The organism is Telluria sp. ZB4P34 (assembly GCF_059686055.1).
Window position 1 is genome coordinate 53,647 of the sequence record NZ_JCASIF010000008.1, and the last position, 21,769, is coordinate 75,415.

Annotated in this window: 14 protein-coding genes; 5 read left to right on the forward strand and 9 right to left on the reverse strand. The window is 64.8% G+C overall.

Annotated elements, in window-relative coordinates; genetic code table 11:
- Window positions 1–50 precede the first annotated feature (50 nt).
- Window positions 51–944 carry a hypothetical protein gene (locus AC56KL_RS14570; protein WP_497180874.1) on the forward strand — a complete coding sequence of 298 codons (894 nt, stop codon included), beginning with the start codon at window positions 51–53 and terminating at the stop codon, window positions 942–944.
- Window positions 945–1,114: 170 nt separating this feature from the next.
- Here AC56KL_RS14570 and AC56KL_RS14575 read toward each other — a convergent pair whose 3' ends face one another.
- Entirely contained in the window at window positions 1,115–1,357 is a 243-nt protein-coding gene (locus AC56KL_RS14575) for a helix-turn-helix domain-containing protein (RefSeq protein WP_497180875.1), read from the reverse strand.
- Between the two features lie 1,171 nt (window positions 1,358–2,528).
- On the reverse strand, window positions 2,529–3,272 hold the full coding sequence (locus tag AC56KL_RS14580; RefSeq protein WP_497180876.1) for a substrate-binding periplasmic protein: 744 nt from the start codon (window positions 3,270–3,272) through the stop codon (window positions 2,529–2,531).
- Window positions 3,273–3,528: 256 nt separating this feature from the next.
- On the opposite strand from AC56KL_RS14580, the gene AC56KL_RS14585 reads away from it, so the two are divergent.
- Both AC56KL_RS14585 and AC56KL_RS14590 read left to right on the forward strand, forming a co-directional pair.
- A complete protein-coding gene (locus AC56KL_RS14585) occupies window positions 3,529–6,855 on the forward strand; it encodes an MHYT domain-containing protein (protein WP_497180877.1) in 3,327 nt (1,108 codons plus the stop codon).
- 24 nt (window positions 6,856–6,879) lie between these two features.
- A complete protein-coding gene (locus AC56KL_RS14590; RefSeq protein WP_497180878.1) occupies window positions 6,880–7,872 on the forward strand; it encodes a response regulator in 993 nt (330 codons plus the stop codon).
- Window positions 7,873–7,967: 95 nt separating this feature from the next.
- On the opposite strand, the gene AC56KL_RS14595 is transcribed toward AC56KL_RS14590, so the two are convergent.
- The 5 genes from AC56KL_RS14595 to AC56KL_RS14615 form a co-directional block, all read right to left on the reverse strand.
- Window positions 7,968–9,134 carry a glycosyltransferase family 4 protein gene (locus tag AC56KL_RS14595; protein ID WP_497180879.1) on the reverse strand — a complete coding sequence of 389 codons (1,167 nt, stop codon included), beginning with the start codon at window positions 9,132–9,134 and terminating at the stop codon, window positions 7,968–7,970.
- 9 nt (window positions 9,135–9,143) lie between these two features.
- Window positions 9,144–10,253, reverse strand: coding sequence for a glycosyltransferase family 4 protein (locus AC56KL_RS14600; RefSeq protein WP_497180880.1), 1,110 nt, complete (start codon window positions 10,251–10,253; stop codon window positions 9,144–9,146).
- 35 nt (window positions 10,254–10,288) lie between these two features.
- Complete coding sequence (locus AC56KL_RS14605) at window positions 10,289–11,221, reverse strand: GDP-mannose 4,6-dehydratase (RefSeq protein ID WP_497180881.1); 933 nt, start codon at window positions 11,219–11,221, stop codon at window positions 10,289–10,291.
- Window positions 11,222–11,233: 12 nt separating this feature from the next.
- The gene (gene gmd / locus AC56KL_RS14610) at window positions 11,234–12,277 is read right to left on the reverse strand and encodes a GDP-mannose 4,6-dehydratase (RefSeq protein WP_497180882.1); all 1,044 of its coding nucleotides are present in this window, start codon (window positions 12,275–12,277) and stop codon (window positions 11,234–11,236) included.
- Window positions 12,278–12,557: 280 nt separating this feature from the next.
- A complete protein-coding gene (locus tag AC56KL_RS14615) occupies window positions 12,558–14,870 on the reverse strand; it encodes an NADP-dependent malic enzyme (RefSeq protein ID WP_497180883.1) in 2,313 nt (770 codons plus the stop codon).
- 210 nt (window positions 14,871–15,080) lie between these two features.
- Here AC56KL_RS14615 and thiL point away from each other — a divergent pair, with 210 nt between their 5' ends.
- Window positions 15,081–16,043, forward strand: a complete 963-nt coding sequence (gene thiL, locus AC56KL_RS14620; protein WP_497180884.1) for a thiamine-phosphate kinase — start codon at window positions 15,081–15,083, stop codon at window positions 16,041–16,043.
- 75 nt (window positions 16,044–16,118) lie between these two features.
- Here the strand turns inward: thiL and AC56KL_RS14625 are convergent, their stop codons facing one another.
- The gene (locus tag AC56KL_RS14625; RefSeq protein WP_497180885.1) at window positions 16,119–18,749 is read right to left on the reverse strand and encodes an EAL domain-containing protein; all 2,631 of its coding nucleotides are present in this window, start codon (window positions 18,747–18,749) and stop codon (window positions 16,119–16,121) included.
- Window positions 18,746–20,803, reverse strand: a complete 2,058-nt coding sequence (locus tag AC56KL_RS14630) for a sensor histidine kinase, YfiR-like protein-associated (protein ID WP_497180886.1) — start codon at window positions 20,801–20,803, stop codon at window positions 18,746–18,748. The genes AC56KL_RS14625 and AC56KL_RS14630 overlap by 4 nt, the downstream gene beginning before the upstream one ends.
- A gap of 461 nt (window positions 20,804–21,264) precedes the next feature.
- Between AC56KL_RS14630 and AC56KL_RS14635 the strand changes: the two genes are divergently transcribed.
- Entirely contained in the window at window positions 21,265–21,747 is a 483-nt protein-coding gene (locus AC56KL_RS14635) for a CinA family protein (protein ID WP_497180887.1), read from the forward strand.
- Window positions 21,748–21,769 lie beyond the last annotated feature (22 nt).

Consider the following 21,769-nt stretch of genomic DNA (forward strand, 5'->3'; position numbering starts at 1 on the left):
AGATCAGCTTGACACTACCGTTCTCTCGATCAAGCCATACAACGGTGCGAATGACTCTCGATGCGTGGGCGCTTGAAGACAGACTTCTCCCGGTTGAACGTTACAACAAACTACGTGACCGCTATAAGTTCGCCTACATACTCAAGTTTGATGACGTAGAGTTTTGCGCAATTCAAATAGACCCGATCCACCCTGAGCATCGGTTCATGCGACTAGAGTGGAATCCCAGCAAAGCCGAAAGGGCATGCAAGGACTCGATGGCGCGAATCATCTCTCTACTCGACGAGATAACGTTTGGAAATGGCGTTCAACTACTTTCGACAGCAAAAATTACCCGCATTGATTTCGCATTCGACCTATATCGCATTCGCCTTAACTCCTTCTTCGTGAACACAATTTTGCGGAAAAGTGTAGCCGGGCAATACGTCCAGCACCATGAGCAATTTAGCCCTCAGGGAAGGGTAAATTCTCGCTATATCGGAAAGATAGATAGCCCGCACTACCTACTTGTCTATGATAAGAGATTAGAGACGGAATCAAGGCAAATTGCGGCGAAAGAACTGAAAGAATTCGATGTGGACACGGTGCGCTCAACACCCCGAATACTTCCGCCTATTACTCGATTTGAATTAAGGCTTAAAATTGGAGGAACATGGAACGCGCTGCGAAATCTTGAAAACCCTTTTATAAAATACAGTGTAGTGAGCTATCACAGCGCAGTTGCGGTTAAAAACGATCACGTGTGGAGTTACTTCATTGATTCCTGCAATCTCAACGGTGCTCAAGTAGCGCTGTCTAGAATTGTTGACCGGCATGAACGAAAACGCTATTCCGACTCGCTGCGCAAAGCAGACCCGCCATCTTGGTGGTGTCCAGAGTCTATTTGGAGGCAAGTACCGATTGTGGTCTGGGAGACTCTCGGTATTGAGTTGGAACGCTATTAAACTCGAACAACCCTTAGAACTGCGAATTCTTGCAATTGATTTCAAAAAAAATCGACAGTGGAAACCATCGCTATCCTGCGAAAAACTAGCACTGAGCATTTCCTCTCGTTGCGCATTTTGAAGCTGACCTAGTCAACTTTTTGGGGCACAATGGTGCAGGCACTACAGCATTAGAGATTTGCTTCTGCCATTAATTCAGCCATCGACAAGTTAAGGGTGTGAGCCAGCTTCTGTAACGTGAGGATCGCCACATTGTTGTCCCCACGTTCAACACGACCGACGTAGCTCACGTCTACGCCCGCCAGTAGGGAGAGGTCTTCTTGAGATAGCTTGCGAGACAGCCGTATGCGCCGAATCGCGCCACCGAGCGCCACAAGGGTAGGGTCCTGACGATTTTTTGATAGGTTTGGCACTCCATATGATTGGCGTCAGGTATGATTTCAATCTAGGGTACATGTACCCTATAACCGCTTGCGCTTACGTGATTTTGTAGCAGCGCTTGCCTTCCATGAAGCTCAAAAACTTGATAACGGGGGATGTACAATGATTGCGGTAGCATGGCTTCTTCGACTTGCCGGTGGATTTCTCTGGTTGTGGGTACTTGCGATGGCTAATCACGAAAACCCAGGCTGGGTTAGTGACGCAGCCCGCACGTGGTTTTACATTCTTAACTCAGCAGGCGGGCTCTTCTTGTTCCTTTGCGCTCAAGCGATTGCCCCTAGTGCGCCTAGTAGGACTGTAGTTGTAGGGGTCGTTTCGACGTCTGAAGAAGACCAAAACGCAGGCTAATAAAGCATACGTGATTTGACCAACAATATTGATAACAACAAGGGATTATCTTGAAAAAACTTGCAACTCTTTTACTGGCATTATTCCTATGTGCTCCGGCACTCGCAGCAAACGGAAACGATTGGATTAAGAAGTCTTCTAGGGTAAAGCTGGCGGAGATAACGAGAGTATTAGATAGAATTCGCTCAAACGGTTGCAGAATCAAATTCTCACCTGAGTATTACGTACGTCAGATGAACAGCTTCTATGCTCACAAAGATACGCGTACGGTCAGCCTAAGTGACGCTTTGGGGCTTATTGCGACGGGCGCTGGAGAGAACTGGGACTGCTAGCATTGCACACTGGCCTGTAGACTTAGACACCCGATCAGGACACATTCCTTTCTTGTGTTTCCCGAAACGAACGTTCCAGCCGATTTTTCTTACACATCGAAATTTTGGCGCTTGTTGTGTCTACAGGCCATCTTCTATTGAAAACAAGATTTCGATATAAAAATACAATCAATACGTCAGATGATATTTGCCAACCAAGTATCGCGTGTCCTACATTCTCGAGCAGATGGAATTTTTGCATCCATGCTTGCATCCATACCTAGAGTCTGTTCTACGGAAACCCACTATTCATGCGGGTTTTGATAGAACTTGCGGTTCCGGCCGGAGCACCACCCACCTGCATGGCATTCGCCACCCTCGTTCTTGGACGCTGGACCTGACCGGTCTCGCTTCCTTTCCTTCGTCGGAAAATCTTACATACCTTGGTATCGTGACCGCGTCATGACGATGCTGTCCGCTCGTTTCACGGCTGCCTGATCGGCTGCCCCCACTTCTCGTAGCTGCGCTCGATCCGGCGCCCTGTTCCATCGCGTGCGATCGCAGCAAACGCCGCGTTCAAACGGGCCATGACATCATCCGGCACGCCGGTATTGCATGCCAGGTAGAGCTCGATATGGTTGAACACCAGCAGTTGCACGATCTTCTTGTCGTAGCCGTAGCGGGACAGGATGGTGCTGCCGCTGCGCAGACTGGCCGCCCACAGGTCGATGCGGTCGAGCAGGAGCTTGCCGGCATTGGCAAGGTCTTCGTTGGCGGCATCGACACGGAATCCGCGCGAGCGCAGGTAAGCGTCGCGGGCGTCGCCGTTGTAGGTGCCGATGCGCAGGCCGCGGGCGTCTTCGAGGCTGCGCAACTTGATCTTGCCGTCGGCGCGCCCCAGCAATACCCATTGGCCCACGTCGGTCGGGCCGGCCCACTTGAACAGGGTTTCACGCTCGGGCGTGCGCGAGGTCGAATACACGCAGGTATCCGGACGCTGCTGCGCGGCAAGGTAGGCGCGCTTCCAGGGAAGCAGCTCGATGGTGTAATCGATACCGGCGCGCTCCATGGCTTCGCGCACCTTGTCGGTGGCGATGCCGATCACGCGTTTCCCCTCCAGCATGCTCGACGGCGCCGATGTTTCGGTCGTGATGTACAGCCGTGGCTTGGCCGCCGCCGCGGCATCGACGGCAGCGCCGGCCAGCCCACTGACTGCGGCGAATGCCATCGCCAGATATCGATTTAACAACATTCCCTCGCCTCGCGCGCGTTGTGCGTCTGTTTTCAATGCAGCATAGCAGGTGCATGATTTTTTCCGCAACGCATGTTTACGCGGTATGCGAGCAGGGTGGCGCGTGCGCTACACATTGCCGGGTCAAACGCAGGAGATTCCCTGGCTCAACAAGACTTTCCTGGACGGAAATGAGATACTGCCGGGACCATTCTCGGGCGCTTTTTCCACTGCCCACTACCAAAGCCGCCCCATGTTGCAATTATTCACCGTCCCGGACGACCCGTCGCTGCTCACGTTCGGCGTGTATGAACCGCGCTTCGTGCTGCTGTCGGTACTGATCGCCATCTTTTCGTCCTGGATGGGCCTGCAGGTCGCGGGCCAGGCGGCCGCCAGCCGCAGCCACCGCGCACTCGTCCTCGGCAGCGGCAGCCTGGCCCTCGGCGCCGGCGTATGGGCCATGCACTTCATCGGCATGCTGGCCTTTAACCTGTGTACACCGATCACCTACGATCCCCTGGTGACCCTGCTGTCGGCGCTGCCCAGCATCGGCGCCTCGGCGGTGGCCCTGTCCCTGATGTCGCGCCAGCGCCTGGGCCTGGCAGGGCTGCTGGCCGGCGGCGTCGTGGTCGGCGCCGGCATCGGCGCCATGCATTATTCAGGCATGGCCGGCATGCAGATGAGCCTGCAGTTGCGCTACGACCCCGCCATGTTCGCGCTGTCGATCGTCGTCGCCGTGGTGCTGGCGACGCTGGCGCTGGGCGTGCGCTCCGGCCTGTCGCGCTTCGAGTCGCTGAGCGAATCGCGCCGCCTGCTGCTGTCGGCCATCGTCATGGGCTGCGCCATCGCCGGCATGCATTACACCGGCATGGCCGCCGCACGCTTCGTCGGCCAGGTGGAGGCGGGCGGCATCGGGTCGTCGAACAGTTCCTTCCTGGCGCTCGCGATCTCGCTCACCACCGTGGTCTTCACCGGCCTCGTGGCCGCCGCCAACGGCCTGCTGCGCTACCGCCAGATGTTCTTCGACCTGCGCCGCTCCGAAGCCTGGATGCGCGCCCTGCTCACCACCACCGTGGACGGCGTGATCACGATCGCGCGCGACGGCACCATCACCGAATTCAACGCGTCGGCCGAGCGCATCTTCGGCTGGCGGCGCGACGAGATCGTCGGCCGCAGCGCCAGCTTCCTGCTCGCCGACGACGACCAAGCCTCGCACGACGGCCTGCTGGGCATCATCGAGAACGGCTACACCGACGCGCTGGCCGGCAGCAGCGAAGTCATGGGCAAGCGCAAGGACGGCAGCCTGGTGCCGATCCGGCGCGCGATCGGCCATGCGCGCCTCGGCAAGCAGGACCTGTTCGTCTGCTTCATCACCGACATCAGCGAACGCCGCGCCATCATGCAGGCGCTGCACGCGAGCGAGGCGCAGTTCCGCTCCCTGATCGGCAACATTCCCGGCATCTCCTTCCGCAGCACGCTCGAGGGCGACTGGCCGATGGTGTTCATCAGCGACGCGGTCGAACGCGTTACCGGCTATCCGGCCGCCGATTTCGTGGGCGATCCGCCGCGCCGCGTGTTCGGCACCCTGATCCATGCCACCGACCGCGTCGAGATCAATGAAAAGATCGACGCAGCGCTGCGCGAAGACCGCCCCTACCTGATCGAATACCGCCTGCTGCACGCGGACGGCGGCATCCGCTGGCTGTGGGAGAACGGCAGCGGCGTCCGCAATGACGCCGGCGAACTGGTCTGGCTCGACGGCGTCGTCCTGGACATCACCGAGCGCCGCCTGATGGAAGAAGCGCTGCGCGAAGCCAAGGACAAGGCCGAGCAGGCCGCTGCCGCACGCGCGACCTTTGTGGCCAACATGAGCCACGAGATCCGCACGCCGATGAACTCGATCCTCGGCTTCACCGACGTCCTGCTCGATGGTGAGCTGAACAAGGAGCAGCGGCGCCACCTCGACACCATCCGCAACGCCGGCCGTTCCCTGCTGCGCCTGCTCAACGAAATCCTCGACACCGCCAAGCTCGAAAAAGGCGCGGTGGAGCTGGAGCAGAACGATTACAACCTGCTGTCCCTGATCGACGAACTGTCCTCGACCCTCGCAGCGAATGCCCGCGCCAAGGGCCTGTACCTGGACATCCACTACGACCCGGCGCTGCCGACCGGCTTGCGCGGCGACGAGCTGCGCGTGCGCCAGGTGCTGACCAACCTGCTCGACAACGCCATCAAGTTCACCCCGCAGGGCACGGTGACGCTGCGTGTCGGGGCGGAGAGCGACCAGCTGAGCATCGCCGTCAGCGACACCGGGATCGGCATCGCGCCGGAACGCCTGGAGGCGATCTTCGACCCCTTCACCCAGGCCGACGCCTCGATGACGCGCCGCTTCGGCGGCACCGGCCTGGGCACGACGATCAGCAAGCAGCTGGTCGAGCTGATGGGAGGGAAAATCTGGGCCGAGAGCGAACTCGGCAAGGGCACCACCTTCCACGTGCGCCTGCCGCTGGTGCTGGCGCGCTTCGGCAGCCAGGCGCCGCGCGTGCGCAGCGCCGCCGTGCTGCCGCCGCTGCGCGTGCTGGCAGCCGACGACGTACCGCAGAACCTGGAACTGCTGCAGCTCCTGATGTCGCGCCGCGGCCACAGCCTCACCGCGGTGTCCGACGGCGCCGCGGTGCTGGAACAGGCCACCAACGGCGAGTTCGACCTGGTACTGATGGACTTCCAGATGCCGACGCTCGACGGCTTGAGCGCCACGCGCGCGCTCCGCGCCCATGAAGCCGCCACCGGCCGGCGCCGCACCCCGGTGATCGCGATGACCGCCAGCGTGCTGCCCGAGCACCGCCGCGCCAGCGTCGAAGTGGGGATGGACGGCTTCGCCACCAAGCCGGTCGACTGGTTTACGCTGTCGCACGAGATCGCGCGCGTGCTGGGCATTGCCCAGCAGGCCGGCCAGGCGAACCCGGACCTGGCCGGCATTCCCGGCCCGGCGCGCGAGGTGCTGAACCGGCGCGCCGGCCTGCACCGCTGGGCCGACAAGACCGACGTGTATGCCGAGGCCCTCGAGCATTTCGGCCGCCAGTACGGCGACCTCGCCGCCACGCTGCGCCTGCACGCGGCCGGCGGCAGCCACCAGGAACTGCGCATGCTGGCGCACCGGGTGCGCGGAGTGGCTGCCAACGTCGGCCTGGAACAGCTGTCGGACGCGCTGTCCCGCCTCGAACAGGCCACCAACGCCATGCCGACCGACGAGCGCGCAGCCGCCGGCGCGCTGGAGGCCGCCACCGCCGCCCTCGGCGATGCGCTGTCAGCGATCCGCGCCGGCAGCCCGCAGCCGACCGCGGCGCCCGAGGCGCTCGCCGCCTACGACCTGGCGCGTGCGCGCCGCGCCGGCGGCGTGCTGCTGCAGGCCTTGCGCCGCGGCGCCCTCGACGACGCGGCGCTGGCCGGGCTGGCCGCGGCACTGGCCGGACACCCCGTGGCGCCGCGCGTGGCCCAGATCCAGGGCGCGATCGGCGACTTCGAGTTCGACTCCGCCCTGGAACAGCTGGAAGCCGTGATGGCCACGCTGGGCGAATAAACAAGCACGACAGGATTCACACGCATGACCCAACCGAACAACCGCCCCCTGATCCTCGCGGTCGACGACGAGGCCAGCAACCTGCAGTTGCTGCGCCAGATACTGCAAGACCACTACCGCCTGCTGTTCGCCAAGGACGGCGCCCGCGCGCTCGAACTGGCGCGCCGCGAAGCGCCGGACCTGGTGCTGCTGGACGTGATGATGCCGGGGATGTCCGGCTACGAAGTGTGCGCGGCGCTCAAGGCCGAGCCGGGCACCGCGGGGATCCCGGTGATCTTCGTCACCGCGCTGACCGACACCGCCGACGAGCTGGAAGGCTTCGAGGCCGGCGCCGTGGACTACATCACCAAGCCGGTGAGCCCGCCGATCGTGCGCGCGCGCGTGCGCACCCATCTGTCGCTGGTGCGCACGGAAGAACTGCGCGCAACCCGCCTGGAGATCGTCCAGCGCCTCGGCCTGGCGGCCGAATACAAGGACAACGAAACCGGCCTGCACGTGATCCGCATGAGCCACTTCTCGCGCATCCTGGGTCTCGCGGCCGGCATGACCGAGGTCGAAGCCGACGACCTGCTGCACGCCGCGCCGATGCACGACGTGGGCAAGATCGGCATTCCGGACCGCATCCTGCAAAAACCCGGACCGCTGGAGCCGGACGAATGGAAAATCATGCAGAGCCACGTGACGATCGGCGCCGAGATCATCGGCGAGCACGAAGGCGGCATGCTGGCGCTGGCCTCGCAGATTGCGCTTACCCACCACGAGAAGTACGACGGCAGCGGGTATCCGCAAGGACTGCGCGGCGACGCCATTCCGCTGGCGGGCCGCATCGTGGCGATCGCCGACGTGTTCGACGCGCTGACCTCGAAGCGGCCCTACAAGCGGGCGTGGACCGAGGCGGAGGCGCTGGACTTCCTGCTCGAGCAGAAAGGGCGCCATTTCGATCCGGCGCTGGTGGACCTGTTCATCGAACAGATGCCGGCGGTGCGCGCGGTGCAGCAGCGCTGGGCGGAGGCGTAGGGTGAATCGACGCGCACAACGCGGCGCGTGGTTTCGAATGTGATTTGAACGCGCGGTCGGCGGAGCGTGATCCAGTCCACCGGACTGGATCACCCCTACCTCGTCGGCGGCGCTCCCGCCAGGCCGACGCGCTCGCCGGCGTTCGCCGTCGCGCGGCCTCCCAGCAGCTCCTTGTACAGATCCATGTAGCCCCCCACCATCTGTTCCGACGTGAACAACGCGTGGTAGCGCTGCTCCGCCTGCACACCCATGCGGCGCGTCAGGTCGGGGTTGTCCCACAGCTGCCGCATCGCGGCGCGCAGCGCAGCCGGATCGGAGGGCGGCACCGCCAGTCCGGTCTCGCCGTGGAGGTTGATGTAGGTGGTGCCGGTGCCGATCTCGCAGGAGATCATCGCCTTGCCGTACATCGCGCCCTCGAGCAGCGAAATGCCGAAGGCTTCCGAGCGCAGGTGCGAGGGAAAGACCAGCGCATGGCACAGCGTCAGCAGCGCCGCCTTGTCGAGCTCGTCGAGCGCACCCGTGAAGATCACGTTCTTCAGCCCCAGGCTGGCGGCCTGCTCCTTCAGGGCCGCTTCTTCCGGCCCGGTACCGACGATCACGATCGGACAATCGAGTCCCCTGGCCGCCTCGAGCAGGATCTGCAGGCCCTTGTAGTAGCGCAGCACGCCCACGAACAGGAAGAACCGCGGGCCGAGCTTTGCCCGCCAATGGGCCAGGCGGCAAGGCTCGACGTTCGGATAGGTCGTCTTGTCCAGGCCATAGGCGATGACGCGGGTCTTGTCGCGGTAGCGCTGCAGCACGCTGGACGAAGCCAGGTAGTTGGGCGAGGCCGCGACGATGCTGTCGACGCTGTCGAGGAAACGGTACTTGAGCGGCCGGTACAGGTGCAGCCAGTGCTTCTGGCGCACGATGTCGGAGTGGTAGCTGACCACGGTCGGCTTGTCCACGCGCGCGATGAAGTGGGCCAGGTCCATGAACGGCCAGGGGAAATGGTAATGCACGATATCGGCCTCGCGCGCCATGCGCGCCAGCGTGCCGATGGCCCGGAACGAGCAGGCATTCGACGCGATCTCGAAGTTCTGGGGCACGCGGTGCACCATGTGGCCGTCGAAGCTGTACGGCGCCAGCTTGTCGCGCGACAGCGCCAGCACGGTATTGGTGACGCCCAGGCGGGTCGTGCCGACGCACAGCTGGCGGATCACCTGTTCGATGCCGCCGACCACGTCCGGGAAATACGTCTTGGAGAAATGAAGGACACGCATGTTGGAAGCTTACTGCGAAAGAACGGCACGGTACACATCGGCGGTCTGCCGTGCGGTGCTGTGCCAGGTCAGTTGTTCGGCGCGCGCACGTCCGGCGGCGATGCAGCGCGCACGCTCGCGGTCGTCGCCGGCAAGCGTATGCAGCGCCGCGGCAAGGGCGCCGACGTCGAGCGGATCGACCTCGAGGGCGGCTCCCTGCGTCACCTCGGGCAGCGAGCTGGCGTTGGAGGCCACTACGGGCACGCGCGACGCAAAGGCCTCGACCACGGGAATGCCGAAACCTTCGTACAGCGACGGGAAGGCGAATACGCCGGCGCCCCGGTACAGGTGGCGCAGTTGACGTGAATCGGTGAGCTTGTCGAGCCAGACCACATTCTCGCCGTTTGCGCGCGCCGCGCCCAGCTGCGCCACCAGCTCTTCGCAGCGCCAGCCGCGCGCACCCACGACCACGAGCGCGCGTGCGTCGCGCAGCGGCTTCGGCAGCGTCAGCCAGGCCTCGAGCAGGCGGCCGACGTTCTTGCGCGGCTGCAGCGTGCCGACGGTAAGGAAGTAGCCGGGACGAAGATCGTATTCTGCGAGCGTGGCCGCGACAAGCCCCTCGTCGGGTTCCTCCAGCCATTCGTCATCCACGCCGCAGTAGACCACCGAGACGCGGTTCGGGTTCACGCCAAAGCATTCGACCAGTTCGTCGATGGCGAAATGCGACAGGGCGATCACGTGGTCGGCCTTGGCGGTGGCCTTGCGCTGCAGCCAGTTCTTGGCGCTGCGCAGGCGTGGATTGCACCACTCGGGATACTTGATCGGCAGCGCGTCATGCAGGGTCGCCACAACCGGGCAGTCCATGCGCACGATGCGGTAGTCGGTGACGTGGCACAGGTCGGCCGGCATGTGGACGCGGTGGGCGCCTGGCGTGGCCAGGTCGATCAGCGAGGCCTTCTCGAAGGATTGCGGCATCGGCCGGCCGATGCTGATCCCCGCGCCACCCTTGCTGGATGCGTTCATGCGCGGCCAGGAATACGGCAGGACAGTGCAGCCGGTGCGCGGCAGGTGGCGCAGCAGCGCGCGGGTGTAGACCCCGATGCCATCGAGGCGGCCGCCGGTCAGGCCCGGTTCGATCATGGTCGTTCCGAGTCCGACGGTGAGACCGCCAGCACTCACGCCTGGTACATCCAGCGCAGCGTCTCGGACAGCGGCGTCGGGTCGAGTTGGCCGATGACGGCGGTGAGCTTGCTGTTGCTGCCCGACAGCGTGAGCACGTCGTTGGCGCGCACGAACGCCGGGTTGACGTGCACATCGATGTGGTAGCCGGCGATCTCGCTCATCATGTCGATCAGGTTGGCCAGCGAATGCGAGCTTCCCGAGCAGACGTTGAAGGCTTCGCCGGCAGGCGCCACGGCCAGCAGGCGGCGGTAGGCCCGGGCCACCATGCGCACGTCGGAAAAGTCGCGCGCGATCGCCAGGTTGCCCAGCTCGATGCGCTTTTCGTTGCGGCGGAAATGCGAGACGATCTTGGGCAGCAGGAAGTTCTCGGTCTGCCCCAGGCCGGTATAGTTGAACGGGCGCGCGATGGTGATCGGCAGCTTGTCCATCCACAGGCGCGCCATGTATTCCATGGAAAGCTTGCTGACGGCATAGTCGTTGGCCGGGCAAGGGGGCACGTTCTCGTCGATGACGGGGACGCTGGCATTGCCGTAGATATTGGCCGAGGAGGCCAGCAGCACACTGGTGGGGCGGTGCTTGCCATCGGCCAGCGCCTCCAGCAGGTTGCGCGTGCCGACCACGTTGACACGGTAGATCAGCTCGGTATTCGTGTGGGCCACGAAGGCGATGCCGGCCAGGTGCACGACCACGTCGGGCGCCACCATGTCGACCACGCGCGCCACGGCTTCACGGTCGCACAGGTCGACCGGATGAATGTCGGGGCCGAGCTCCTCGCCGGGCATGACCGTGCCATAGACACGGTAGCCGGCGGCGCTGAGCTCCTGCGCCATGTAGTAGCCGGTGAAACCACGCAGGCCCGTGACGAGCGCGCGGCGTCCCTCGCCTTCTCTCCCGCCGATGAACGCCGGGATGTCATCCGTGGCCATGCGTTCCATGATCTAGAACGAAAATCCGATTTCGTTGCGACGCAGGTCGGCGTCGACCATCATCTGGCACAACTCTTCGAGCGTGGTTGTCGGCTCCCAGCCGAGCACGCGCTTGGCCTTGGCCGGGTCGCCGATGAGCAGGTCGACTTCGGCCGGGCGGTAGAACTTCGGCGACACACGCACCAGCGGCTTCCCGGTACGGGCGCAATGGCCCACTTCGTTCTCGCCTTCGCCACTGAATTCGATGGCGATGTTGGCGCCCTTGAAGGCCATGGTGACGAAGTCGCGCACGGTCTCGGTGCGGTTGGTGGCCAGCACGAAGGTGTCCGGCTCGTCGGCCTGCAGGATGCGCCACATGCCTTCGACGTATTCCTTGGCGAAGCCCCAGTCGCGCTTGGCGTCGAGGTTGCCCAGCTCGAGCACGTCGAGCTTGTTCAGGACGATCTTGGCGACCGAGTCGGTGATCTTGCGGGTGACAAACTCGCGGCCGCGCAGCGGCGATTCGTGGTTGAACAGGATGCCCGAGGAACCGAAGATGTCGTAGGACTCGCGGTAGTTAACGGTCATCCAGTGCGCATACAGCTTGGCCACGCCATACGGGCTGCGTGGATAGAAAGGCGTTTCCTCGACCTGCGGAATGGCCTGCACCTTGCCGAACATCTCGGAGGTGGAGGCCTGGTAGAAGCGGATCTTCGGGTTGACGATGCGGATCGCTTCCAGCAGGTTGACGGCGCCCAGGCCGGTGATCGAGGCGGTGGTGACCGGCTGCTCGAACGAGACGCCAACGAAGCTCTGCGCTGCCAGGTTGTATACCTCGTCCGGCCGGCTGCTGTCGACCAGGCGGATGCTCGAGGACAGGTCGGTCAGGTCGTACTCGACCAGCGCCAGGTTCGGATGCTTGTCGATGCCGAGCTCTTCGATGCGCCAGAAGTTGACCGAGCTGGAGCGGCGGAAGGTGCCGGTCACGTGGTAACCTTTTTCCAGGAGAATCTGCGCCAGGTAGGCGCCATCCTGGCCGGTAATGCCAGTGATCAGGGCTCTTTTCGTTGTTTGCATGTTCTTGGTTCTAGAATGATCTCGCAGGCAGCCAGAGTCAGGAAAGCCGGGATTGTATCAGAGAGGGCATGTTGACACCCTTACACGTTAGAAATACGTGTAATAAATGCAACAATTTATCTCGACATTATGCACTGAAACGGATGTGACCCGTCGCCCGCTTACGGATTGTTACCGTTGTATTTGTGCGAAGACAAACATTCAAACTTAAAGACAAACACTCCTGAGACGGCGCAAAGACGCCGCTTCAGGAGTGTTTTAAGGCGCGTTTAGTGCTGATTCAGCGCTGCGATACCGCGTCGACGACGCACAACGCGGTCATGTTGACGATGCGGCGCACGGTGGCCGACGGCGTCAGGATATGCACCGGCCGGGCGCAGCCCAGCAGCACCGGGCCGACCGCAATGCCGTTGCCGGCGGCGCTCTTGACCAGGTTGTAGGAGATGTTGGCGGCGTCGATATTCGGCATCACCAGGAGGTTGGCGTCGCCGGTGAGCGCCGAATTCGGCATGATCTTGACGCGCACCTTGGCTTCGATCGCGGTGTCGCCGTGCATCTCGCCGTCGATTTCCAGGCCCGGCTTCATGGCCTGTACCAGCGGCAGCACCGAGCGCATCTTGCGCGCCGACTCGCTGTTGGAGGTGCCGAAGTTCGAATGCGACAGCAGGGCCGCGCGCGGCTGGATGCCGAAGCGTTCCATCTCCTCGGCGGCCATCACCGTGATCTCGGCCAGTTCCTGCGCATTCGGGTTCTCGTTGACGTGGGTGTCGACGATGGCCAGCTGGCGGTCCTGGGTGATCAGGAAGTTCATCGCCGCGTACACGTTGCTGCCCGCGCGCTTGCCCAGTACCTGGTCGATGTAGTGCAGGTGCATCTGGGTGGTGCCGTAGGTGCCGCAGATCAGGCCGTCGGCATCGCCCTTCTTGACCATCATGGCGCCAATCAGGGTATGGCGGCGGCGCATCTCGAGCTTGGCCATGTCGATGGTCACGCCCTTGCGCATGCCCAGCTCGTAATAGGCCTGCCAGTAGTCGCGGTAGCGCTCGTCGAAGTCGGGGTTGATCACGTCGACGTGCTGGCCGAGCTTGAGGCGCAGGCCGAACTTCTCGATGCGCTTTTCCAGCACCGCCGGACGGCCGACCAGGATCGGGCGCGCCAGCTTCTCGTCGACCACCACCTGCACCGCGCGCAGCACGCGCTCGTCCTCGCCTTCGGCGTAGACGATGCGCTTGGCTTCCATCGGCGCCTTCTTGGCCACCGAGAACAGCGGCTTCATGAAGGTGCCGCTGCGGTACACGAACTGCTGCAGGCTGTCGGCGTAGGCGGCCAGGTCTTCGATCGGGCGGGTGGCGACGCCGCCGTCCTGGGCCGCCTTGGCCACCGCCGGGGCGATGTGGGTCAGCAGGCGCGGATCGAAGGGCATCGGGATCAGGTATTCCGGCCCGAACGACAGGTTATTGATGCCGTAGGCCGAGGCCACGATGTCCGACTGCTCGGCGTGGGCCAGGTCGGCGATCGCATGCACCACCGCGATTTCCATCTCGCGGGTGATGGTGGTCGCGCCGCAGTCCAGCGCGCCGCGGAACATGTAGGGGAAACACAGGACGTTGTTGACCTGGTTCGGGTAGTCCGAACGGCCGGTGGCGATGATGGCGTCGCTGCGCACGGCCTTGACGTCTTCCGGCAGGATTTCCGGATTCGGGTTGGCCAGGGCCAGGATCAGCGGGTTCGGGCCCATCCTGGCGACCATGTCCTGCTTCAGCACGCCGCCGGCCGACAGGCCGAGGAAGATGTCGGCGCCCGGGATCACCTCAAGCAGCGAGCGGTGCGGAGTCTCCTGCGCAAAGCGCTCCTTGTCCGGGTCCATCAGTTCAGGACGGCCCTTGTAGACCACGCCGGCCAGGTCGGTCACGAAGATGTTCTCGATCGGGAAGCCAAGGTCGACGATCAGGTCGAGGCAGGCCAGCGCGGCCGCGCCGGCGCCGGACACCACCAGCTTGCAGTGCTTGATATCCTTGCCGACCACCTTCAGGCCATTGAGGATGGCGGCGCCGACGATGATGGCGGTGCCGTGCTGGTCGTCGTGGAAGACCGGGATCTTCATCCGCTCACGCAGCTTGCGCTCGATGTAGAAGCACTCGGGCGCCTTGATGTCCTCGAGGTTGATGCCGCCGAAGGTCGGCTCGAGCGCGGCGATGATGTCGACCAGCTTGTCCGGGTCGTTCTCGGCGATCTCGATGTCGAACACGTCGATCGCGGCGAACTTCTTGAACAGCACGCCCTTGCCTTCCATGACCGGCTTGGAGGCCAGCGGGCCGATGTTGCCCAGGCCGAGGACGGCGGTGCCGTTCGAGATCACGGCGACCAGGTTGCCGCGCGCCGTGTACTTGTACGAGTTGGCCGGGTCCTTGACGATCTCCTCGCAAGGTGCGGCCACGCCGGGCGAATAGGCCAGGGCCAGGTCGCGCTGGTTCAGCAGGCCCTTGGTCGGGGTGACGCTGATCTTGCCGGGGCGGGGAATCTGGTGGTATTCGAGTGCCGCTGCACGCAGTTGTTGACGCAATTCTTCTTTCTTGTCCGATGACGAGTCCATGCCGGGCAGCCTTCCTGAAACTAGAGGGGAACCTCCAATTTTATCAGACGAGCACTTGTCAAAGGCTACGTATTTTCAACAAGCAGCGCTTCTATCTAGAAGCCGAGCTGATATTTGCCACCTATTTAGATGCCGGGCCTATAGTTTTGCTACCTGTCCTTGTCGCACTGACAATTCGTCGGCAGGCCCGCCGGGCGATACAATCGACCCATGCTTTCCGAATTCGACCTCATCAAGCAGTTTTTCAAGCGCGACCGTCCCGGCCGGGCCGATCTCGGCATCGGCGACGACTGCGCCCTGCTCACTCCCGCCCCCGGCCGCCAGCTGGCGATATCCAGTGACATGCTGGTCGAGGACCGGCATTTCTTCGCCGGCGCCGATCCCTTCATGCTGGGCCATAAAAGCCTGGCCGTGAACCTGTCTGACCTGGCGGCGATGGGCGCGCGTCCCGTCGGCTTCACGCTGGCCCTCAGCCTGCCCGCGGCCGACCCGGCATGGCTGGACGGCTTCTCGCGCGGCCTGTTCGCGCTGGCCGATGCACACGGGTGCGAACTGGTCGGGGGCGACACCACCAGGGGGCCGCTCAACATCTGCATCACGGTGTTCGGCGAACTGGCGCCGGGTCACGCGCTGCGGCGCGATGCGGCGCGGGCAGGCGACGACCTCTGGATTTCCGGGACGCTGGGCGATGCGCGCCTGGCCCTGGCCGCCTACTGGAAGGAAGTGGACTTGTCCGCCGACGCCCACGCGCAGGCGGCGCAGCGGATGCACATGCCGACGCCGCGCGTGGCCCTCGGCCTCGCGCTGGCGCAGCTGCCGATCGCCCATGCCGCGCTCGACATCTCGGACGGGCTGGTGGGCGACCTCGGGCATATCCTGGCGGCCTCGAACGCAGGCGCGACGCTGGATGTCGATGCGCTGCCGGCGGGGCCGGTGCTGGCGCGGCAGGCGCCGGCGCTGCGGCGCAGGTTCACGGCCGCGGGCGGGGATGATTACGAGTTGTGCTTCACGGCGCCGGCGGCGCATCGGGAGGCGGTCCTGGAAGCGGGGCGCGCGAGTGGGACGCCGGTAACGCGCGTGGGCCGGATCGAGGCGGAGCCGGGGCTGCGCTTCGTGGACGCGCAGGGAGCGCCGCTCGACCTCGAGCTGAGCGGCTGGGACCATTTCAGTTGAACGCGCGGTCGGCATAGCCGACCACCCTACGAAAACCACGATACCGTAGGGTGTTCGGCTTGGCCGAACGCGCGTTCAGCCGGCGTTCGATTCCTCGCGCGGCGTCTTGCGGTCGTCGTAGGGCCCATACGTCAGCCAGTAATGCCGGAACGCCAGCCGGATGTTCTCGCGCAGCTGCAGGTCATGCCAGGGCTTCGTGTAGAAGCGGTAGATCGCCCCGCGGTTGATCGAATCGAGCACCGTTTCCACCCCGGTATCGCCCGACAGGATGACGCGGATGGTCTCGGGATACATCTCCTTGACCTTGCTGAGGAATTCGGTGCCGCTCATGACCGGCATGCGCTGGTCGCACAGGATCACCTGCACCCGGTATAGCGCCAGCAGCTCGAAGCCCTCGGTCGGCGTGGAAGCCGTCAGCACCCGGTAGTTGTCGCGCCTGAACAGGCGGTGCAGCGCGGTGAGGACATTGACGTCGTCGTCCACGATGAGCAGGGTCTGCACCTTGTCGTCCTGGGCTGGCGGCTGGTCGGGCTGGGCGCGGTTTTCCTGCACCAGCCGGGCCAGTTCCTCGCTCGGCAGCGCGCGTGAGAAGTGAAAGCCCTGGATCTCGTCGCAGCGGTGGCGCCGCAAATACGCCATCTGCGCGCGCGTTTCCACGCCCTCCGCGATCACCTGCATGTGCAGGCTGTGCGCCATGCTGATGATCGCCAGCGCGATCGCCGCATCGTCAGGGGTGGTCACGATGTCGCGCACGAAGGCGATGTCGATCTTCAGCTTGTCGATCGGGAAGCGCTTCAGGTAGGCCAGGCTCGAATAACCGGTGCCGAAGTCGTCGATCGCGATCCTGATGCCGAGTTCCTTCAGGCGCCCCAGCACCGCGATGGTGTGCTCGGCATTCGACATCAGCGCGCTCTCGGTCAGCTCCAGCTCGAGCAGGCCGGGCTCGACCTCGTGGCGCTGCAATGCGGTGCGGATCACGCCTTCCAGGTCGCCCTCCACGAACTGGCGGCTCGACACGTTCACCGCCACCCGCACGTCGCGCACTCCTTGCGCGTTCCAGGCCGCGATCTGGCGGCAGGCCTCGTCGACAACCCATTCGCCGACCCGCACCACCAGCCCCGTCTCTTCCATCACCGGCACGAATTCGGCGGGGTACACCAGCCCGAAGCCGGGACGATTCCAGCGCAGCAGCGCTTCCACGCCCGAGATGCGTCCGGTGTTCAGTTCCAGCTTGGGCTGGTAATACAGCACGAACTGGCCGCCCTCGAGGGCGCCGCGCAGCGCCAGCTCGAGGTCGAGGCGCGCCAGCACCTGCACGTTCATCCCGGCGGTGAAGAAGCGGTAGCCGTCGCGCCCCGCTCCCTTGGCGCGCACCATCGCGGTGTCGGCGTACTTGACCAGCGTGCCCGGCTCGGTCGCATCTTCCGGATACATGGCGATGCCGATGCTGGCAGTGAGCGCGGCCTGCTGGCCGTGCAGGTCGAAGGGCGCGCGCAGGGTTTCGCGGACCTCGTTGGCCACGTTCACCGCTTCCTGCTGGTCGCGCGTCATGGTGAGGATCAGCGCGAATTCGTCGCCGCCCAGGCGGCCGACCGTGTCGCGCAGGCGCACGCAGCGCACCAGGCGTGTGCTGAACTGGCGCAGCAGCTCGTCGCCGAGCGCGGTGCCGAGCGAATCGTTGATGATCTTGAAGCGGTCGAGCGTGATGCACAGCACCGCCACGCGCCAGTTCTTGTCGCGCGCCAGCTCGATCGCATCGCGCAGGTTCTGGAAGAACAGGGTGCGGTTCGGCAGGCCGGTGAGCGCGTCGTAGCTGGCCATGTGGCGGATGCGCTCCTGCGCATGCTGGCGCTCGCTGATGTCGCGCGCCACCGCGATCAGCATGCGGCTTTTCCCCAGGTCCTGCAGCTTCCAGCTGATCTCGACCGGCACCGCCCCCTGCCCGCCGGCGCGCAGCAGCTCGGTCTCGACGATATCGCCCGGCAGCGCGCCGAAGCTGCGCGCCTGGGTCGCCTCGCCCGGCGCCGCCGACGGCCCACCGGTGGCGACCGCGTCGGCCGCCAGGTGGCGCTCCAGCAGTCCGCGCGTGGCCAGCCCCAGCGCCACCGGGTCGATGCGCAGCAGCGCTTCGCGCGAGAAGCCCAGCATGCGGCAGGCGCCGTCCGATACATCGACCATCGCCATGCTGGCGGTGTCGATCAGGAAGATCGCATCCGGCGTCGCGTCCATCGCGCCGCGAAAGCGCGCCAGCTCGGCGGTGCGCTCGCGCACCTCGCGCTCGAGCTGCACGCCGTAGTCCTGCGACTCGCGGTGCAGCAGGCGCACTTCGAGCAGGTTGCGGATGCGCGTCATGACCTCGACCGTATCGAAGGGCTTGCCGATGAAGTCGCGCGCGCCCGCCTCCAGCGCGGCAAGCTTCTTGTCCGGCTCGGCCGTCACCACCAGCACCGGCAGCCAGGAATCGCTCTCGAGCGGCTTGAGCGCTTCCATCACGTCGAAGCCGTCCATGCCAGGCATGTGCAGGTCGAGGATGATCAGGTCGTAGCGGTGCTTCAGGTGCAGCGACACAACCTGGCGCGGGTCGTTCGTGCTGGAGACGTTCTCGTAGCCGGTCGTCTTGAGGAGGTACTCGAGCAGCTGGACGTTGACGGGTTCGTCGTCCACGACGAGGATGCGCGCGCGGCGGATGTCGTTCAGTGAAATCATTCGGCCTTCCTTGCGGCCGGCGCGGCCATTGTTCCGCCTTCGGCGGTTCGAGGCTGCGCCAGCGTACTGTTGATCGCTTCGGTGAACTTGTCGATGTCGATCGGTTTGGTCAGGTAACGGGTGAAGCCCGCCGCCAGGCCGCGCTCGATGTCGCGCTGCATGGCGTTGGCGGTGAGGGCGATGACGGGAATGCCGGCGGTAACCGAATCGGCGCGCAGCTGCCTGAGCACCTCGATGCCGCTCATGCCCGGCAGGTTCAGGTCCATCAGGATGATCTCGGGCCGGTGGGCGCGCGCCAGCGACAGGCCGATGTGGCCGTCGTGCGCCGACAGCAGGCGCAGGTCGTGGCGGAAGCGCACGATCTCTTCCACCAGGCGCAGGTTGGCCGGATTGTCCTCGACATACAACAGCAGGTGCGGGTCCGGCCGTGCGCCGTCTTCGTCGGGCCGGGCCTGGGCCTCGGCCGTTTCGCCGGGCGGCCCTTCCGCCGCCCGGGCCGCCAGCGGCGCCGTGCTGGCCAGCTCGATCCAGAACACGCTGCCCACGCCGGGGCTGCTGGTGACGCCGATATCGCCGCCCATCAGTTCGACCAGGCGCTTGGTGACCACCAGGCCGATGCCGGTGCCCTCCTGGCTGCCGCCTTCCTGGCCGAGCCGGTTGAAAGGCTGGAACAGGCTCGCCACCTGCTCGGCATCGAGGCCGGCGCCTGTGTCCTGCACCGACAGGCGCAGCCGGGTCGGCGACACCTGCTCGCAGGTCACGACCACGGCGCCGGACTCGCGGTTGTATTTCACCGCGTTCGACAGCAGGTTGAGCAGCACCTGCTTCAGGCGCGTTCGGTCGGCCAGCACCACGGCGCCCGGCGTCTCCGGGAACAGCACGCGCACGCCGCGGCCGGCAGCAATCGGCTCGACCATCGTGCGCGTCTCCGCCAGCGTGTCGCTGAGCGCCACCGGTTCCATCGACAGCGTCACCGTGCCCGACTCTACCTTGGCCAGGTCGAGGATCTCGTTGATGAGGGTGAGCAGGTGGCGGCCGCTTTTCAATATATGGCTGGCGAATTCCTTCTTCTGCTCGAGCGTCGAGGGCAGCGTGTCGGAAGTGAGGATCTGGGCGAAGCCGAGGATCGCGTTGAGCGGCGTGCGCAGCTCGTGGCTCATCGAGGACAGGAAGGCCGACTTGGCCTGGTTGGCGCTGCGCGCCTCTTCAATCGCGTTGGCCAGCTCGGCGTTGGCCAGCGCCAGCTGCAGGGTGCGCTCGTCCACGCGCTGCTCGAGCTGCTCGTTCAGGCGCATGACTTCCTGTTGCGCGCGCGAACGCTCCGCCGCCTCGCGCGCGATCTCGCTGCTGGAGGTCTCCAGTTCGCGCGTGCGTCCCTCGATCTCGATCAGCATGGCGTTGAAGGAATCGACCAGCTCCCCCGCCTCGTCGTTGCTGATGCGCGGCGCGCGGCGCGAATAGTCGCGGGTGGCGACGACGTCGCGCGCGATCTCGGTGATGGCCACGATCGGCGCCGTCACCACGTGCCCCATCCTGCGCATCAGGAGGTAGGCCACGCCCATCGCCAGCAGCGTCACCCCCAGCGCGATGCCCAGGTAGTCGCGGGTGCGCGCCAGCAGCTGGTTTTCGGCGCGCAGGTACACGGTGCCGAGCACGTCGCCGTTCTCGACGATGCGCTGGTGGATGACCAGGTGGCGCTCGTCTCCGGCGGCGGCCGCCGGCAGGGTCGCGGGCAGCCCCTGCGCCTCGCCCGGCGCCTGGTACGAGGCAAACAGCGCGCCGTCCGCGTCGTAGATGGCGGCGGCGCGCACCATCGGGCGGGTGCGCAGCAGCGCCAGGTTTTCGTTGGCCAGGCGCGGGTCGTCGAAGCTCAGCGCGGCCGAGGTCATGTGGCCGACCAGCTCGGCCTGGGTGGCCAGGTCGTTCATGAGGCTGCGGTGGTAGCTGCGCAGGTCATAGAAGATGATCACCGCCACCGACACCAGCAGGGCGACCAGCGTGGTCGTCATCACCGCCCTCACCAGTTTGCTGCGGATCGAGCGGCGCGGGCTCATGCGGCCTCCGGCGCCGGCCGGCGGGGCGCGCCGCGGCCTCCGGCGCGGAAATGCCGGTCCACCGGCCGGGACAGAAGAGGCGCAGGGAGCGCAAGGAGCGCCATTGCGGCAGTGCCGCAGGCCTGCGCCGCCCCCTTCCGGTCACGCGCATGTCGTTCGAGCGGCATCCAGGGTCCTACGGAAGACGGAAATGGTATTAATACGAGACCTGCCGGGTGAGCGCGCCGGCGCCCACAGGATAGCCGAGCGCCTCGCCACATGTCGCACGGAACTTTCCGAGATTCCCCCAGTCTTGCTGGCCCGGCTCATGCAGCGGATAGGCGCCTGCGTGTTTCGTGCAATCTTTCCGTGCCGGCGGCACGCGGAGAGCGCTAGAATGAACCCACGCGCCGCCGGTGCGCGCCACAGCGCCGGCCCGCCGCGAATTGTCCAGGAAACCGCCGTACTCAAAGGAGCCTCACGTGACGAACGACATCCTAGATCTTGCTACCCAAGTTGGCCGGGCGCTCGAGGCCAAGCGCCTGGTGCTGGCCACCGCCGAATCCTGCACTGGAGGCGGCGTGTCCCAGGCGATCACCGAAATCCCGGGTTCCACCGGATGGTTCGACTGCGGCTTCGTCACCTATTCCAACCGTTCGAAAACCGAGCTGCTGGACGTGCCGGCCGCGCTCATCGCGCAGTTCGGCTCGGTGAGCGAGGAAGTCGCGGGCAAGATGGCCGAGGGCGCGCTCGCGAATAGCACGGCCGACGTCGCGGTGTCGACCACCGGCATCGCCGGCCCGACCGGCGCCGTACCCGGCAAGCCGGTGGGCACCGTGTGCTTCGGCTGGTCGCGCGGCGACACGACCTATACCGAGCGGCTGGTATTCCAGGGCGACCGCAAGGCGGTGCGCGAGCAGACCGTGGCGCATGCGCTGCGCGGCCTGCTGCGCTTCATCGAGTAAGTCCACATGCGAGCGTGCCCGC

Coding starts and splice junctions, on each gene's coding strand:
- AC56KL_RS14570 (WP_497180874.1), top strand. CDS start 51: ATGACTCTCGATGCGTGGGCGCTTGAAGACAGACTTCTCCCGGTTGAA.
- AC56KL_RS14580 (WP_497180876.1), bottom strand. CDS start 3,272: ATGGCATTCGCCGCAGTCAGTGGGCTGGCCGGCGCTGCCGTCGATGCC.
- AC56KL_RS14585 (WP_497180877.1), top strand. CDS start 3,529: ATGTTGCAATTATTCACCGTCCCGGACGACCCGTCGCTGCTCACGTTC.
- AC56KL_RS14590 (WP_497180878.1), top strand. CDS start 6,880: ATGACCCAACCGAACAACCGCCCCCTGATCCTCGCGGTCGACGACGAG.
- AC56KL_RS14595 (WP_497180879.1), bottom strand. CDS start 9,134: ATGCGTGTCCTTCATTTCTCCAAGACGTATTTCCCGGACGTGGTCGGC.
- AC56KL_RS14600 (WP_497180880.1), bottom strand. CDS start 10,253: ATGATCGAACCGGGCCTGACCGGCGGCCGCCTCGATGGCATCGGGGTC.
- AC56KL_RS14605 (WP_497180881.1), bottom strand. CDS start 11,221: ATGGCCACGGATGACATCCCGGCGTTCATCGGCGGGAGAGAAGGCGAG.
- gmd (WP_497180882.1), bottom strand. CDS start 12,277: ATGCAAACAACGAAAAGAGCCCTGATCACTGGCATTACCGGCCAGGAT.
- AC56KL_RS14615 (WP_497180883.1), bottom strand. CDS start 14,870: ATGGACTCGTCATCGGACAAGAAAGAAGAATTGCGTCAACAACTGCGT.
- thiL (WP_497180884.1), top strand. CDS start 15,081: ATGCTTTCCGAATTCGACCTCATCAAGCAGTTTTTCAAGCGCGACCGT.
- AC56KL_RS14625 (WP_497180885.1), bottom strand. CDS start 18,749: ATGATTTCACTGAACGACATCCGCCGCGCGCGCATCCTCGTCGTGGAC.
- AC56KL_RS14630 (WP_497180886.1), bottom strand. CDS start 20,803: ATGAGCCCGCGCCGCTCGATCCGCAGCAAACTGGTGAGGGCGGTGATG.